At 63.4% G+C, this 16038-nt stretch carries 9 protein-coding genes and 2 pseudogenes; 3 read left to right on the top strand and 8 right to left on the bottom strand.

Annotated features, from left to right (window positions below; genetic code table 11):
- Nucleotides 1-99: 99 nt before the first annotated feature.
- From AOZ13_RS01465 to AOZ13_RS01455, 3 genes and pseudogenes are all read left to right on the top strand, one after another.
- Nucleotides 100-756: pseudogene (locus AOZ13_RS01465) on the top strand (site-specific recombinase xerd); the annotation flags it as partial.
- A 689-nt stretch (nucleotides 757-1445) separates the two neighbouring features.
- Complete coding sequence (locus AOZ13_RS01460; RefSeq protein ID WP_049933674.1) at nucleotides 1446-2381, top strand: WD40/YVTN/BNR-like repeat-containing protein; 936 nt, start codon at nucleotides 1446-1448, stop codon at nucleotides 2379-2381.
- Between the two features lie 54 nt (nucleotides 2382-2435).
- Nucleotides 2436-3155, top strand: a complete 720-nt coding sequence (locus AOZ13_RS01455; RefSeq protein WP_020220594.1) for an SDR family NAD(P)-dependent oxidoreductase — start codon at nucleotides 2436-2438, stop codon at nucleotides 3153-3155.
- Nucleotides 3156-3174: 19 nt separating this feature from the next.
- Here the strand turns inward: AOZ13_RS01455 and AOZ13_RS01450 are convergent, their stop codons facing one another.
- The 8 genes and pseudogenes from AOZ13_RS01450 to AOZ13_RS01420 form a co-directional block, all read right to left on the bottom strand.
- Entirely contained in the window at nucleotides 3175-4290 is a 1116-nt protein-coding gene (locus tag AOZ13_RS01450; RefSeq protein ID WP_044956988.1) for a hypothetical protein, read from the bottom strand.
- Nucleotides 4291-4465: 175 nt separating this feature from the next.
- Nucleotides 4466-5428: a hypothetical protein gene (locus AOZ13_RS01445; RefSeq protein WP_049933671.1), complete on the bottom strand. Its 963-nt coding sequence runs from the start codon at nucleotides 5426-5428 to the stop codon at nucleotides 4466-4468.
- 469 nt (nucleotides 5429-5897) lie between these two features.
- The gene (locus AOZ13_RS01440) at nucleotides 5898-7262 is read right to left on the bottom strand and encodes a restriction endonuclease (RefSeq protein ID WP_020220597.1); all 1365 of its coding nucleotides are present in this window, start codon (nucleotides 7260-7262) and stop codon (nucleotides 5898-5900) included.
- Nucleotides 7263-7373: 111 nt separating this feature from the next.
- A pseudogene (locus tag AOZ13_RS01435) lies at nucleotides 7374-10825 on the bottom strand (ATP-dependent helicase).
- Entirely contained in the window at nucleotides 10822-11727 is a 906-nt protein-coding gene (locus AOZ13_RS01430; protein WP_020220598.1) for a PD-(D/E)XK nuclease family protein, read from the bottom strand. The pseudogene AOZ13_RS01435 and the gene AOZ13_RS01430 overlap by 4 nt, the downstream one beginning before the upstream one ends.
- On the bottom strand, nucleotides 11724-13781 hold the full coding sequence (locus tag AOZ13_RS01425) for a PD-(D/E)XK nuclease family protein (RefSeq protein ID WP_020220599.1): 2058 nt from the start codon (nucleotides 13779-13781) through the stop codon (nucleotides 11724-11726). Before AOZ13_RS01425 ends, AOZ13_RS01430 begins: the two co-directional genes overlap by 4 nt.
- A gap of 375 nt (nucleotides 13782-14156) precedes the next feature.
- Nucleotides 14157-14825, bottom strand: coding sequence for a hypothetical protein (locus AOZ13_RS13725; RefSeq protein ID WP_148286677.1), 669 nt, complete (start codon nucleotides 14823-14825; stop codon nucleotides 14157-14159).
- Complete coding sequence (locus AOZ13_RS01420; RefSeq protein WP_148286678.1) at nucleotides 14818-15813, bottom strand: hypothetical protein; 996 nt, start codon at nucleotides 15811-15813, stop codon at nucleotides 14818-14820. Before AOZ13_RS01420 ends, AOZ13_RS13725 begins: the two co-directional genes overlap by 8 nt.
- Between the last annotated feature and the right edge of the window lie 225 nt (nucleotides 15814-16038).

Genomic DNA, 16038 nt, shown 5'->3' with positions numbered 1-16038 from the left:
GCCATCCCGACGCCGTCTTGCGATTAGGCCGTTTGTCGCACCAATCCGGTTCGAAGGACTCACCAAAACCGGGGAAACCCCCCGACGGAGGCGGGATCGATGAGCGACCTCGACGAGTTCCCGCTCGTCACCCAACCCGCCGACGAGTTCCTCAACCCGCGCCAACGACTCGACTACGAGGCCGAACGCGAATCCTGCATCGAGTGGCTCCTCACCTTCGGTAAGGACCCGGACACGGCCACCGGCTACGCCGAGGGCACCGTCGAGCCGCGCTGCTACCGCATGGACCGCTTCTACCGGTTCGTCTGGGAGGAAGAAGGCGGCTACACCGCCAACGTCACCCACGAGCACGCCGACGCGTGGATGACGCACCTCGCAAAGCGCGACGTCAGCGCCACCCACAAGCGTAACTGCCAGAAGTCGATCAAGATGCTGTACAAGTGGCGACACCACGAACACGGCCTCGGCGAGTGGGACCCAGAGATCACCTTCTCCCCGGACTCCAGTACGAACCCCCGCGACTACCTCACCCGCGAGGAACGCGGGAAAGTTCGCGAAGCCTCCTTGGAGTACGGCGCGATCCCGAAGTACAACAACCTCGCGCCGGCCGAGCGCGACCGCTGGAAGCAGTACCTCGCCCAGCGCTTCGAGAAGCCCAAATCGGAGGTCGTCCCCGCCGACTGGGAGCGGGCGAACGGCTGGAAGATCCCGTCGCTCGTCTGGACGAGTCTCGACGCGGGCCTCCGACCCGTCGAGCCTTGAGGAAGACGGTGAGGACGGCGTGGCGCGCGAGCCGCGGCAGGTGGTCCGAGAGCGTCGTCGTATCGAGCCCGTGGAGTTCGCACCACTCCATAGCCGCGTCTCCGAGGCTCTCCGGCACCGTCCCGCCGAGCGTTGCTTCGAGTTTCGTCGCGGCGGCCGTGAGGCGCTCGCAGAGGGACTCGGTGACGACGTCCGTCCGCAGTGCCGGCTCCGCAGGCGAACCCGTGCCCGATTGCGACGACGTGTTCTGCCGACCGGTAGATTCGGTCGCGGTGTCGTGTGCGCTGAGTATCGTCGGCGTGGCGGCGGAGTCGTACGTGTCGCCGCGTGGCCGCGTGAGCGTCCGTGGGGTACTCGACATCGGTCTGATCCGGTTTCATGAACCACCCCCTTTTCAACCCTCGCCGCGCGTCGCTTCTCATCCCGCATTCAGGCCGGTACCAGCGGCGATCCAGGCGTATCCCCTCGGTTCTCGCTCGGAGTCACCGGGGCTCGGCGGTGCCGTGCCCCCACTGACCGCGTACACCGCGACGATATCTTCGTAACCGCTGGACGTGAGCGAGGAACGCGGGTGTCGAAGAGCGTCAAAAAGGGCTGACGACCGCGTCGAGACACCGTTCACGCGCGCCCGGCGGCCGGCCACCACGCCCGAGAGTCAAGTGAGACGCGAGCGTACCCCCGCCATGGCGATCATCGCCGGGACGCGAGACGGGGTGTATCGATTCGCGGACGATGACGGGACCGACGCCGAGCAGGTGCTCGACAGCGGAGATTCGCTGCGCGTGCGGACGTTCGACGGCGTCGCGGGCGTGTTCGCCGCGACGACGTCGGGACTCTATCGTTCGCGCGACGGCGGCGACACGTGGGCGGACCTCGACGTCCCCCGCGCGGAAGTGTATTCGGTCGTCGCTAGCCCGGACGGGGAGCGGCTCTACGCGGGCACGCACCCCGCGCATCTCTACGTCTCGACCGACCTGGGCGAGACGTGGCGCGAGCTGGACGGGTTCCAAGACCTCCCGACGCGGGACGACTGGCACACGCCGCGTCACCGGAACGAAGCGCACGTCCGGAGTCTCGGCGTGCATCCGGATCGGCCCGACCGCATGATCGCGGGCGTCGAGGTCGGCGGTGTCCACGTCAGCGACGACCGCGGCGAGACGTGGACGGAGCGCCGCGACGGCCTCCAGGACGACGTCCACCACGTCCTCGTCATCGGCCCGGAGGAGTACGTCGCGTCCTGCGGCGGCGGCCTCTACCGCACCGCGGACGCCGGGCGGTCGTGGACGCGCCTCGACACCGACTTCGACCATCGCTACTTCCGGGAGGCCGCGCTCGTCGGCGGGCGTCTCTACGCGGCGGCCGCCCGCGACCCGCCGGGGTCGTGGCGCGGCGAGACCGGCGCGGACGGTGTCCTCCTCGAATCGACCGACCGAGGCGAGTCGTTCGCGGACGTCTCCTACCCCGGTGGCCCGGAGGAGGTCGTACTCGCGTGGACGCACGACGGCGAGTCCGTCTACGCCGGGACGAACGAGGGACGGCTCGTCAGGCGATCCGCGGACGGCGCGTGGACGGACGCGGGGCGCGCGCCCGACGGTATCCGAGCGCTCGAATCGCTCTGAGCGCGGGTCGCCGGCGTCCAAACGCCTTTCGGACCGGCCGCCGAACGCGGAGCCATGACGCGAACCGCCGTCGTCGCCGGTGTCGGTCCCGGACTGGGTGCGTCGCTCGCCCGAAAGTTCGCCGCGGAGGGGTGTCGGGTCGCGCTGTTCGCGCGCTCGACGGCGTACATCGAGGACCTCGCTGACGACCTGCCCGACCCCGGGGAGGGGCTGGCGGTCACGGTCGATCTCACGGACGCGGAGGCGATCCGCGAGGGGTTCGAGACCGTCCGCGAGGAGTTCGGTCCCGTGGACGTACTCGTGAATCACGCGAGCGCGGCGTCGTGGACGGGACTGATGGACAGTAGCGTCGAGGAGTTCGAGCGCGCCTGGGAGGTGAACGGGCGCGGGGCGTTCGTCTGCTCGCAGGAGGCCGTCGGCGACATGCTCGACGACGAGGGCGGAACGGTCATCTTCACGGGCGCGACGTCCGCGGTCCGCTCACGCGGCGGCGCTATCGGGTTCACGGCGGCGAAGTTCGCGGCGCGCGGCATGGCGATGGACCTCGCCCAAGAGTACGGCGGCGAGGGAGTCCACGTCGCGCACGTCGTGATCGACGGCCAGATCGGCGGCTCCGGCGCGCAGGAGCGCTCCCCGGAGCGCGACCCCGAGACGTTCCTCGACCCCGACCGGATGGCCGAGACCTACTGGCACCTCGTCACGCAGGACGACCCGAGCACGCAGCCCTTCGAAGTCCACATCACGAACGGTCCGCAGACCACCGAGTTCCTCTGAGACGGCGCGACCCGGCCGCTTACAGCATCGACATCGTCCGGTCGGTTAGCTGGTATCGATAGGCCGGCCGGACGAAGACGATCTGTCCGTAGTCTTCCGATTTCGTGACCTCCTCGGACGACTCAATCGCTTCGACGGCCGTGTTGAGTCGATCAACTGGGTCGCCCGACTGGAGATGACCGGTGACCTGTTCCGGCTCCACATCGAACTCGGCGGCGAGAATACTGCGAACGGTGCGTCCAGCGCCGTCAGCTAAAGCGACGGACGGAGCGGACATACCGGACTCGACCCCATCGAACTCGGCCGCATCTTCGGACAGGGTCATCGGTTGTAGCTCGTCGTCGATGTGCGCGATCAGCGCTTCGACGTTCTCTTCCGCCTCTTCAGTCACGTGTCCGTTGACGATCTGGTCCCGACGCTCGCTGATCGCAAAAACGTCGGGCCCTGATGGCGCGGTCTGACTGAGAATCCCGATATCGACGAGGTGGTCCAAGACCGTTCTGGGCTGGTACGACAGCTCGATATCGCGGACGTCGAGCATCTCGCTTCGCTTGATCCCCTCGTGGTCCGGGCCAATTCCGGCCTCGGAGAACGCTTCCGCCACTGCGATCTGATCGTCGACGCTGTGGGTGTTGTCCTTGCGCTCCCGAATGTACGTCTCTACACGGCCGAAGTCAACACTCTCAGTGTCCTCTATCGAGAGCGCGTCCGCGACGGCGTCGGGGAGTTCCGGACGCGGCGCGTCGCGGTGTCGCTGCGCTTTCTCCGAGAGCCGCGTGTTCTCGTAGAGCGCCCGAGCGACCGGGAGCCCGCGGAGATAGTTGTACTCGTAGAGGACGTCGACGCCGTGCTCGGTGAGGCCGTAGAACTGCGACGGGAGGTCGCGTGCGTCCTCGTTCGACGGGTGCCGGTAGCACTCGACGATGTCGCTGTCGATGAGGACCTCCAACTGATCCCGGATCGCGGCTTTGTTCTTCGGGATCAGGTACGCCAGCTCGTCGAGCGACGCGAGGTGGTCCGGATGACCGAGGACGAACTGGAGGGAGAGGTGGCGCGTCTCCTGCGAGAGGAGCTCGTAGATCTGCCGCTGTTCCTCGAACGGGCCGTCGTTCGCCGCGGCAGGCACCTCACTCATCGTCTCATCTAGTGACATCCTACTACCGTGGATAATACTTTGGGTCAACCGATGTGGTTATACGATGCACGGCACCCAATTGATTGAGACCGTTCTCGTTTCGGTCATCTTGATCATCGCAGCGATCTATGGTTTGATGAAATTGTAGCGCGTCCGTTTCACCCGCACCCCAACTTCACGACCGGTTCCGTTGTGGTACCAGCGAAAATAATTCCTTGTGAAGCGGTCTATGACGCCCGCTGGTCAACAGGAATCGGCGGTAAATCATTGGACTGCCCGGGGAGCGAGAATCTTGAGGATAGTACAGTAGAGTGTCACTCGCTAGGGGTGGGCTGTTCGAGTTCGCCACTCTCAGAACGATCTTTGAGCCATACCGACCCAAGCTCGATGTCACCCAAGTCAGTAATGCGATCCCGGAGGTCGAGATGCGCCCCTTCCCCATGACATAGAGGACGTTCTCGTACTCGTTATCTGCGATGGCAGTCTGCGTTCGTGAGATCATTTCGTCAGTGCGTTCCTCATCTGTGAGCTTGGCTGCAATAACAAGGGCAGCAACCCCGAGAATGAACACGACGAGTACGAGCAGGATCGAAGTGATCTGGAAGAGTGCATGATAAATAAGGATACAAGCGGGGATTGCAATGATCACTGCGAGCCGCTCTGAGATTTGGCCAATTCCTCGCAGACACCAATACGCGATGTTTGCGAGGACGCAAATCATCGCCACCTGGATCGGTGAGAAGACAACGGCTATGCCGATCAGAATAACCCAGTTAACAATAATGAACCAGAAACCTCCCGTTGAGAAGTACCGTTGGAAATGCGGGTCAACCTTGTGGAGTGAAATCCCTTGATTGGCATGAACTTCTCGCGCAGCGCGGACTTCTCCCGGAAATACACTGCGAGCGAAGAGGGCGAGTATTGCAAGTTGGGGAAATCCAACCATTGCGAACCCCGTAATGACCAATGGTAGTCGGAGGAGTGCGAGTAGCCAGTATTTGACCTGTATCCGTTGCTCTGGCGCTTCGATACAGATTGCCTCTGCATCAGTTTCAGTGACCCGGTCTTCGACCTCCTCTTGGATGCTTGAATACCGATCCAAGTGAGACGCGCCGAACAGGTGAATCAAACTCGCCACATCTGTTGTTTAATGTGGTTACAGTTAACTTTCCGCCTCAGTAGGCACTCGCTCTGTCATGGCTAGATGCCGGTCTCAAAGAACGGTAGCGTGAGTTTTTCGTCCCACTGTGGGCGGAGATAAAGCGCATCTGACTCGCAGAGTGACTGCACGTTTGATGAAGCAGAGCTATTGAACGATTCAGGTGACGAGCGTTCGGTGACCGAGCGGTCCGTCAGGACCCGGAAGGTCGCCGATTCACTCGCCGAAGGCGAGGCCGACGAGCGACTAACGCGGCGCTTTGCGCCGCGGCTGGAGCGAGGAGTGCTTTTGGTCGAGCTTTTGCCGAGCGAGCACAGCGAGCGCAGAGCAAAAGGTCGGTTTGCACACCTACCTAACGGCTATTCCAGCGAGACAAATATTGGAACGATAGGAGTTCAACAAAGCTTCCCCGCGCTAAAGGGCGAGAATTCCCCGAAGGGGATAGTAATTACAGGACTCCTACTGCGAAGAGCGATCCGACGACAAGTACGAGCACACCGAGCACCACGCCGGCCGCGAGCGGGACGTTCTCCATGAACTTCTCGTAGAACGGCAACGCGTCGTACTCCTCGCGGAACGCGTCTCGATTTGCCTCGTCGTAGAAGTACTTCGTCGAGAGCATGAACCGCTCCGTAACCGCACAGCCCGTACAGACAGGTGTGCCCTCTAAGCGCTCGGTTCGGACGTGCTCAACGCAGTTGATGCTCCCGCAGTTCGCGCAGTACGTGTACGTCTCGCCGTCGCCGCTCGTTTCGCAGTGCACGCAGGCGTGGATACCGTCTTCCGTCGTCACGCGCGACGGCCCGGCCGCGTAGTACTCCAGCGGGTAGGCGTACTCGCCGAGCTCGGTCGTTTGGCGGATTTCCGGGAGGTAGACGGCCTCCACGGCGTGGACGGTGACGTCCGAGCGGTTCGGCTCGCAGGTCTTCTCGTACGTGACGTTATTGCCGCCCGTGTAGGAGACGGTGCTCGTGTGGTGCTCGCGGAGGCGCTCTATCGCCCACTCCTTGTACTCGGTCTGGGTCTCGCCGAAGCGCCGCGTCTCCATCTCGTCGAAGACCTCGCCGAACGGCGCCTCGTCCAACTCGACGGTCGCGTGCCGGTTGTTCGTGACGAGCTCGCCGACCGGCGTGGAGAGCGGCGCGGGAGTACCGCGTTCGGCCCGCACGGCGAGACGGTCGCGCTCGTGCACGCGGTGGACGACGCCGACGGACGTCTCGAAGGTCGCGTCCGTCTCCGCCGTGACGAGCACGGTCGGCCGGAACGTCACCTGCGCGTACGGATCCGAGACATCCCCGGCGTCAAGGTTCTCGATATCGCGCATTGCTGCGGCGACCGGTGCGTCGAGCGACGTCGCGGGATCGTACGGGCGGAGGGTATCGTCGCAGAGGATCTCGATGCGGCCGTTGTAGAGGTCGAGGCCGATCTCGTCGGCGAGTTCGCGCAGGTCCTGCCCGTCGATCAGATCGATGGGGTACGGGTCGTCGTTCTCGCGGAGGCGTTCGGCGTACTCGCGGGCCGGCTGTGTGAACCGCCCGGTCGTGGCGACGATGCCGCGCTTCGGGCCGTCGAAGTCGTAGGTGGCGACCGCGGAGTGGAGCTTCTGCACGACGGGTCGGCCGACAGAGTCGGTGTGCTTGCACTCGACGACGATCCCGCGGCGTTCGCCGTCCACGACCTCCTCCATGAGGACGTCGCGGCCCTCGTCGGCAGTGCGGGCGGCCTGGTGGACGTTCTCGTAACCGAGGTTCCGGAAGACGTCCTCCATCACGTCCTCGAACTCGAACCCCGAAAGCTCGTCTAAGACTGGCATCGGCTTCCCGAGTTGTTCCCGTGCTAAGGTATAGTCGTTTCCGCTCTGGACGAGTGACACGTCGAGTGATCGCGGAACCGTCTCCCAGTTCCCGCAATACGTATTCTCGTGCTACGTGTCGGGTTCGGTGTCGGCGACTCCGTCCGCCGCACACGGCAGGCCATCGTGCCGACACCATCGACAGTGCGTTCCGCTCGCGTACTCGTCGAACGCGGACGTCTCGATCCGCGCCATCGTCTCGCTGATGTCGTCGCGGACGGCCGCGAGCCTCCCGTCACTGAACGTCCGCGCGTCGAGTTCCGGGCCGATCTCGCCGACGTAGGCGTACCCCGCTCGATCAATCGGTTCGTCGTAGATCTCCCGGCACGCCAAGAGGTAGATCGGGAGCTGCTTGTCGCGCTCGACGTCCCGGCGTCGCGTGGTCGCCTTGTAGTCGACCACGACCAGTTCGCCCTCGGGCGTCCGATAGACGGCGTCGATGAACCCGACGACGTCGTGACCGTCGACGTCGAGTTCGAACGCGCGCTCGCTGTCCACGAGCTCGTAGTCGGCGACGTCCAGCTCGAAGTAGCGCTCGATACACGCTCTCGCAGCGGGCAGGGCGTCCCTCGCGCGTCGTTTCTCGGCGAGGCGCTCGCAGATCTCGACCCAATCCTCTGACTGTCGGGTTCCACGCGAAGCGGCCTGCTCGGCCGTGTCGTGGAAGAGGTCCCCGATGGTGAGTTGCGAGGGCCCGCTCGTCGAGCCGCGACTCGCCGGGCGGTAGTCCTCGAACGCGTTGACGACGTGGTCCAAGTAGTGCTCGCGCGGGCACTCCTCGTATCGATCAAGCGAGGTGTAGCTGTGCGAGATCGCGGGTCGGACCGACGCCGGGCCCGTGAGCGCCTCGACGCTCAACGTCTCGCTCGTACCGCTGACCGAGAGCCGACTATCGACCGCGTTCCGCGCGAGATCGACGACGCGCTCGCGCGCCGCCGACACCGAGAGGTCGTCGCCGTCGTGGTGGACCACACCACCGATATCACCGACAGTCTCGCTGGCGAGCGTGTTCGTCCAGTCTGCTGTCTCTGGCGGGAGCGCGTCCTGCAGGTCAGTCCAAATCGGAAGCGACCCCCGCGCCGGCCGCCACGGGAGGCTCGCCGGCAGAATCTCCTCGACGGCCGCAGCCGTCGCGTCGTCTTCGCCGTCTGCCGCGTCGACACGGCTACCTTGGAGGACGAGTACGTCTTCGGCGCGCGTGAGCGCGACGTGCAGGACGCGACGCGTCTCACGACCGTCGCGTCGGAGGAAGTCCTGGGCGAACGCCGCGTCTGCGCCGTCCGAGAGGCCGGTTTCGAGTGCGTCGTAGTCCCGCGAGCGCGGCTCCCATTCGTCAGCCGTGATCTCGGGGATGAGGACGACCGGGAAGTCGAGACCCTTGCTCTTGTGGACCGTCATCACGTTGACCGCGTCGTCCGCGACGTCAGGCTGGCTCGTCGGCGTGGAGCCGCTCTCGTCGAACAGCGAGTCGTAGTGGTCGAGCGACTCGACGAATTCCGGCGTGAGCGGTGGCTGAACGGCACCGTCGCCATACTGCTCGACGATAGCCTCTAGCTGGGCGAGGTCCCGGCGCTCCTGCTCGCTGAGGTACCACTCGATGTCCGTGACGTCCGTGAGCTCACGGTACAGGTGGCTGAGCGACGCCGAGTCGCGGAGGGCCAACAGCTCCGTGACGTGCGCGCGGGCCTCGGCGACGCGCTCGCGCTCCTCGAATTCTTCGAGCGGTGCCTCTCGAAGCGTCTCGACGAGCGGCTCGTCGCCCGCGTTGAGCGTGCGGAGGTCCGCGTCGCAGAGCCGGTAGCGCATCAGGAGGACGCGATTCCAACTCACTTCGTCTTCCGGTCGTGCGAGCGCTTTCAGGTATGCGGTCACGGTGCCGACACCGACCGATTCCGATGACAGGTCGCCCGCGACCTGGTACGGGATTCCGGCGTCTTCGAACGCCTCGATGACCGGTGTCGCGTGCTCGTTCTTCCGCACGAGGAGTGCGATGTCGCCCGGATCGTACGCGTCGTCGAGGTTCGCCGCATCGCCGCTCAGGAGATTCTGCACGACCGTGCGGAGCTGGGACGCCCCGTCCGCGTCGTCGTCTTCGTCCGGGAGTTCGACGGTGGCGACGGTGTCTCCGTCGTACGCGGGTTCGTCGACGCGCCGCAGCGTCTTGTGTCGTTCACGGTGGTCGAGGTTCTGGATCGCCTCGTTCGCCAGGTCGAGGATCGGCTGGCGCGAGCGGAAGTTCTCCTCCAGGGGCTCATCGGAGAGCGCGTCGAACGCGCGGTCGAGTTCGTCGGTGATGTTGGCGACCTGCGCGCCGCGCCACTCGTAGATCGCCTGGTCGTCGTCGCCGACGACGAACAGATTGTCGTCGGTGACGAGCGACGTGACGAGGTCGAACTGGAGGCGGTCGGTGTCCTGGAACTCGTCGCAGAACACGTAGTCCCAGCGCTCGGCGATCTCGTCGCCGACCGGCGAGTCCAGCAGCGCGGCCGTCTCCACGACGAGGCCGTCGAAGTCGATGTAGTTCCGCTCGTCGAGTTCGCGCTCGTACGCCGCGTACCCCGCCGTCAGGTCACGCGCGGTGAGACAGTCCCCGACGAACGAGTCGAGGTGGTCGGTGAGTTCGAGGTCGAGGTCGTCCGGGATACCCGCCGGCGCGCCGCTCGCGTACCCGCCGAACAGGTACTTCGGGAGCTTGTACGCGTTCTCTGGTAACTCCCGGTCGCCGGCCTCGTGCGCATCGAACGCCGCTTCGAGCGCATCGATGAGGTCGACGAGGCGGTCGAGGAAGTCGCGCGCGCTCGCCTCGATACCCTGTGTGCCGAGCGCGTCGCGTTCCGCGACGAGGTCGCGCGCACGTCAGGGAGCGAATCACCGACCGTCGAGACGGAGCGCCCGCCGAGGTGGTCGCCGGCGATGGTCTCGATACGCTCCGGGAGGTCGGCGAGAGTGTAGACGCGCTCGGCGGGGCCGAGGAACGTGTCGATGTCGTCGGGCGTGATGCCGCTGCGCTTCATCGACCCGATGAAGCCGAGGAGTTTCGACGCCGCGCCCGACGCGTACCCGTCAGAGCCGTACACGTTGGGTTTGACCGAGCGGTACTCGATCTCGTCGAGGACGTCCAGCACGATGGCGTACTTCTCGGCGTCTGTTGCGACCTCGAAGTCCGGGTCGAGCCCGGCCTCGTAGGCGTAGTCGGTGAGGATCTCGTTGCAGATCGAGTGGTAGGTGTACGCGTCGATGTCGTATCCAGCGGTTCCGAGCTTCGCGTTGAGTTTCTCGCGCATCGAGTCCGCCGCGTTGTTCGTGAACGTCAGCGCGAGAATCCGGTCCGGGGAGACGCCCTCCTCGTCGATGAGGTGTTCGACTTTCCGCACCATCGTGAACGTCTTTCCCGTCCCCGCGCCGGCGAGCACGCGCATCGGGTACGCGTCCGAGTCGATGATCGTCTCCTGCTGGGTCTCCGGCGAGGCGTCCTCCTCCGGCGTCGGATACCACGACGGGTACTCGGCACGGTCGTCGCTCATCGCCGCACCTCCGTCGAGAGGCGGTCGGGACACATCTCCCGGTAGTCGCAGTCCGGGCACGCCTCGTCGCCGATGACGTCGAACGGCTCCGGCGCGTAGGCCTCGCCCGTGATCCCGTCGTGGGCCTCCCGAATGAGCGCCCTGATCGTGTCGTAGTGGTCCGCGTAAATGTCCGTCGTCTCCCGCGGGTAGCCGCGAACGGACACCTCGTAGCTGTCGGGCGTGCTCTCGAACGACGTGCTGTTGAGGAGGCCGTAGAAGCTGAACCGGACCGTCATCCCGTCCTCGTAGAACGGTTCGTTCTTCACGCCCTCGACGTACGTCGCCGTCTGGAACGCGTTCCGCGCGCGCTTGGGCTCGTGGGCCTCACCGTCGAGATGGTCGGCGAGCCGCTCGGCCGTTCCGTTGGAGAGCACGCCGCGCGTGTTCCGCTTGTAGTCGAAGACGTGGAGTCCGTCGTCGGTTCGGATCACGTTGTCGGCTTTCCCGTGGAGGGCGCGCCCGTCGATCTCGCATTCCACCCAGACCTCGGTGGCGACCGACCGGCGCGCGTGCTTGATGCCGTCACCGCCATCGGGGTCGAAGAACGCGTCGATGGCCGCGCGGTTCTCCGCGCGCTGGTACGCCCGGTGCGCGTTCGACTCGTAGTCGTCCGGATTACTGTGTTCGTCCCACTTCGCGTCGAAGACCCGCATCGCTCGGTCGTGAATCGCCTCCGGGTCGTCGTCGCGCTCGGTCGCGTCGCAGACGTCCTCGATGGTCTCGTGATAGATCGTTCCCTGGTTGAGGTAGAGTTCGGTGCGGTCGGGCGTGTTGACGTCCTGGACGTAGCCGTAGTCGTACTGCCGCGGGCACGTCGCGTACGTCGCCAGCCGCGACGGCGAGAGCGCTCGCTCGCTCATCGCCGCACCTCCCCCGTGGCGAACTCGACGCGCGCACGCAACGCCTTCCGTAAATCCTCCCCGCGCACTCCGCTCGCGTCGAGGAGCGCCTGTATCTCACCGAGTTCCGCCTCGACGTCGTCAAGCGACACGGAGACGTCCTGACTGTTCGCGCGACGCACCTCCGCGAGCGCGTCGTCCACCCGCGAGACGAGGTACTCCTCGGCGGCCCGCTCGCTCGTAATCCCCGCGTCGTCGGCCTCATCCAGCCACGAGAGCTCGTCGTACGCCACCGTCAGGAAGCGCGACGCCTGTGCGCGCTCTTCGAGCGCCGTGTCCTCGTACTCGTAGAGACAGCAGTACAGCCGCTCCGTTGCGACGCCCGCGCCGACAGCGAGCCGCCTGCGCGCGTGCTCGGCGTGATACCGCGCGAACGGCCGACTCGACGCCGTCGATTCCGTCGAGAACGTCGCTTCGACCGCGTCCGCGTCGAGTTCCGTGACGCCCGGGTAGTCCGGCATCGCGGCGACGCGCTCGGTCGGGAAGAGCCGCGTGAACGTTGGATCACCGGGGTACTCCGCGTCCGTGAGGTCCCCGAGGAACACCGCGCGGAACGACTCGTTCTTCAACGCCTGCACGTGATCGACGCGAACGCCACCACTGAGGTCCGTCGCGCTCGTCTGATTGTGCTGGGGCGCGTACTCGTGCGCGCGTTCGAGCATCGCCTCGTAGGACGCCCACGTCGCGTCCAGGAAGTCCGTGTCTTCGAGGAACGCCGCCATCCGGAACGCGCGGCGCACGTTCCCGAACTGCGCCCGCGCGTCGAGCGGAGACGCCCGCTCCGCGATCCGCTCTTTCAACCCCGCGTCCGTCGCCCACCACCGAATCCCGTCGTCGAGTCGGTCGAACTCTCGGACAAGCTCGACGCGCTCCGCGTCGAGTTCCGGCCCGTGGTCCTGTGTGTCGTCGTCCTCATCGGTGGCCAGATGACGGACGACGGCGAGGAGCTCCCGGATCGCGGGGTCGTCGCCGAATCCCGTAACGGTCGCGGACTCCGTGGGGAGTCCGGCGCGTTCGAGCGCGTCGATAGCGTCCGTCACCGTGCTCCCGCTCTGCTTGGTGGCGACGGCGACGTCGTCGTACGTCCAGTCGGCCCGCGAGACGAGCGCCTCAATCTCGTTAGCGACCGCGTCGAGCTGGTCGTCGCGCGAGTCCGTGGCGAGCACGGAGACCGAGCCCGTTTCCGGATCTTCCAGTGTCGTCTCCTCGGCGAAGTACGCCGCCGTCGCGGCCGGTCGTGCTGGTGGTGACGCCGCGTGGCCGCGTCGCGTCTCGGCGAACGAGACGTACTCCGTGACGGGGCCGGGTTCCATCCACGTCCGCCGCACGCTCGCGTGCTCCTCGGCGACGCAGACGAGGTCGCAGTCCGTCGTGAGCGCGTCGAGGTACGCGCGATCACCCGGGAAGAACTCCTCGAACTCGACCGCCAGCACCGCCTCCGCATCTACGACGTCGTCGCGTGTGTCCGACGCGAGGACGTCACGCGCATCGGAGATGAGCTGTCCGCGCTCCATATGGTCGTGTTCGGCGAGCCACCCGTGGAACGCGTCGAGCGCATCCCGCAGGTCGCGGAGCTCCGTCGTTTCGTCCGGGTGGGCGGACTGCCACGAGAGCGTGTCGATCACGGTCGCCGCGTCCTCGACGAACGACGGCTGTTTGGACGCCCGCCGCAGGTATTCGGTCTCCCACTCGTGCTCCGCGAGGAATCGATGGAGGAGTTCGCGCCGCAACGCGTCGGAGAGAACGGTTCGGTCGTCCGTCTGGTCGAGCACGTCCGTCGCGTGCACGACGAGCGACGTCACCCACGGCGTCGCCGCGCCCGGGAGTTCCGCGTTCAACGAGTCCCGGAACGCGTCCGTACTCGTCGGCGCGCCGGTTATGACGAGCACATCCTCGGAATCGTGTTCGGCGAGGAGTTTTGCGTACTCGTCACGCGTGGCCTGTGTGACGTTTCGCGCGCCGAACGGCACCGTTACCAGTTCGCCGTCGAAGACGTGGCGGTCTGCGGCGCTCATCGACGGCCCCAGAGTGAAGGAGAGAGACTAATCGTATCCGGCATGCGCGATAGTTCCGCGACCTATCAGATAGGTGTTCTGCCGGGCAGCCGCCGGTCCTGATCGTATTAGGGACTCCCTGGATTTCGGTCTAAGTGTTGCAGGCAGCCGACGTGGTTGTTATCCTAAGAGAGCGTGTTCTGGACTGAGCTTCACACCGCTATTGTAGGTCGTCTAATCGTTAGACCTAGAGAAAAACGAAACATGCTGATTAGCAACACTCCAACCGGTAGTAGTCGTCTACTGAATACAGAGGTACATCCGGTTGTTACGCGCTCCTCTACGCGCCGACCGCTTCGCGTAGTCCGTGTGACCGTTGCGCGCCGTAATTGATGATTAGAAAGCCGAGTCTTGGGACAGGAATTCGTCAGCCGAAAAGAGATGCAGAGTTTCTAAATTCCGGTTCCTACCGACTTCTTCAGAGATACGTTGTCGATTGCTTAGTAGGTCAGTACAGTCTGAAGTTAGTAGATTGTCTGAGTCAGAGCTACAAGCCCAATCGGCAGACTCACAGATAACATGCCGATCGTTGTTATTGTCGACGAAATCCAATCTCCCTAGTAACGTAGTTTCAAGATTATTTGGCCATACTGATTCTATCAGATTGCTCCTCAAGTCAAACAGAAGGTCAATTCCACGGTTCAATTTTCTTTGCTCAAAATCAAGCCGATTCTCGATTTTATCTCTAGTCGTCATCTCATCTAACTCTGTCAGTAGGTCCCCACACCAATCACGATCATTCGGGCTCATATCGACATCTGAGGGGGGATTCCAGTCATCCAAGTCATCAGATTTGTAGACGGATTTTAGGATCTTCTCTCGTCGTTCCTTCAGATTCCTGAATTCACGCTCAACAGTGCTCCCAGTGTAATTCGCCGAGGGGTGGTTCTTTAGGAGTTTTTTAGCCTCCCCATCATCCTGAGATAGGACGAAATCGAGTAGTACGGAGGTGTCGTAAAATACCTCAGAGAAATCAGTAGGGGAGTAAGGGGCTTCGCTACTCATGTGATGACCGACCTCCCGCAACCTTCAAGAATTCATCTACTGTTTCATCCAAATTCTTGTCTCCCGTTTCAAATCCTGTGTAGTCTTGAATTCCAGGCAGTAGGCCAACTGCGTCACAGATCTCCTTTTTCTTTTTAAGGCTTTCCTCGAAAGATGCCTTTAGTCTATCACGGTTTTGTGAGGACCATTCGTAGATATCCCCCTTGTTCGGCCCCTCCGCCGTATCAATAGAGATCGAATGAGCAGTCATCAACCAGACCTCATCTCGGTAAAAGTCCTCTAGTTCACTAATCGCCGTCTGGTGTCCTTGTTCGATATCTTCCCCCTCGATGTCCACTAGCATCATCACAACGTCTTCTAGAAGCTGGGCGAAGTCGTTCACGTACTCATAGTTGTCTTCAAGGGCGTCAGAACGCAACACCTGCTTCTTAAGGGTCTTTGTTGCGTCCGTAATATCCTCGTACGTAGCCCGCCGAGCAGGGGAACGCCGGAAATTCAGCGCCTCTTCGATGTCATCAATAATCTTAAGTAGGCGGATATTCGTCAGATACAGCTGCCGATAGTCCTCGGGGGCATAATGCGTGTAAAATTCTTCCAAAAATTCGAGGAACTCCGCGTCCCACCACTCCTTTAGTGGCATCTGGTGGTTTCCCTGAACGAAGAAGTCCTTAATCTGGCTATGAGTGGCCTGAAAAAGGTTCGCTGCGATAGAGAAGTCTGTCGACAACGTTCTGCTAGTTGATTCACCACCCGGGCCTGCCAAAGAACTCACACCCCATTTGAACCAGCTATACGTTATCGGCTCATCTCCTTCCTCAGAGAATTCTTCAACGGCTAACCAGAGGTACTTCTCCCGCTTTACAGACGACTGGCTGCCGTCAAGGTCAAGATCGTCCAATGCGCCATCAAGTGCTGTCTCGATTTTTGAAAGCAAAGCGCCCTCGGTAACGGGAGGGTTTCCACCTTGGTTATGAAATGATGGGCTCATATTTTGACCCCGTCCTCCTTTCGGAAGACTACCGCTCTTGCCAAACACGCAGGCTCGTTGGGATATGTGTCTTTTGCACTGGGACTAATAGATTGGGGCTGGTCTCATAATTGAGGAAGTGCCCTGGCCGGACTCACGACATTCTATCGTTTGAGATCGTGCCCGGTATTCAGCATGACCCGGACAACATGATGTTCGAACGTCACATCTGGCGCGTTAAGTCGG

It is taken from the genome of Halarchaeum acidiphilum MH1-52-1 (assembly GCF_000474235.1).
Taxonomy (GTDB): domain Archaea; phylum Halobacteriota; class Halobacteria; order Halobacteriales; family Halobacteriaceae; genus Halarchaeum; species Halarchaeum acidiphilum.
This window is presented reverse-complemented; position numbering and strand designations above follow the sequence as displayed.

Bases quoted from the DNA above. Each gene is read 5' to 3' on its own strand.
- AOZ13_RS01460 (WP_049933674.1), top strand. From the start codon at position 1,446: ATGGCGATCATCGCCGGGACGCGAGACGGGGTGTATCGATTCGCGGAC.
- AOZ13_RS01455 (WP_020220594.1), top strand. From the start codon at position 2,436: ATGACGCGAACCGCCGTCGTCGCCGGTGTCGGTCCCGGACTGGGTGCG.
- AOZ13_RS01450 (WP_044956988.1), bottom strand. From the start codon at position 4,290: ATGAGTGAGGTGCCTGCCGCGGCGAACGACGGCCCGTTCGAGGAACAG.
- AOZ13_RS01440 (WP_020220597.1), bottom strand. From the start codon at position 7,262: ATGCCAGTCTTAGACGAGCTTTCGGGGTTCGAGTTCGAGGACGTGATG.
- AOZ13_RS01430 (WP_020220598.1), bottom strand. From the start codon at position 11,727: ATGAGCGAGCGAGCGCTCTCGCCGTCGCGGCTGGCGACGTACGCGACG.
- AOZ13_RS01425 (WP_020220599.1), bottom strand. From the start codon at position 13,781: ATGAGCGCCGCAGACCGCCACGTCTTCGACGGCGAACTGGTAACGGTG.
- AOZ13_RS13725 (WP_148286677.1), bottom strand. From the start codon at position 14,825: ATGAGTAGCGAAGCCCCTTACTCCCCTACTGATTTCTCTGAGGTATTT.
- AOZ13_RS01420 (WP_148286678.1), bottom strand. From the start codon at position 15,813: ATGAGCCCATCATTTCATAACCAAGGTGGAAACCCTCCCGTTACCGAG.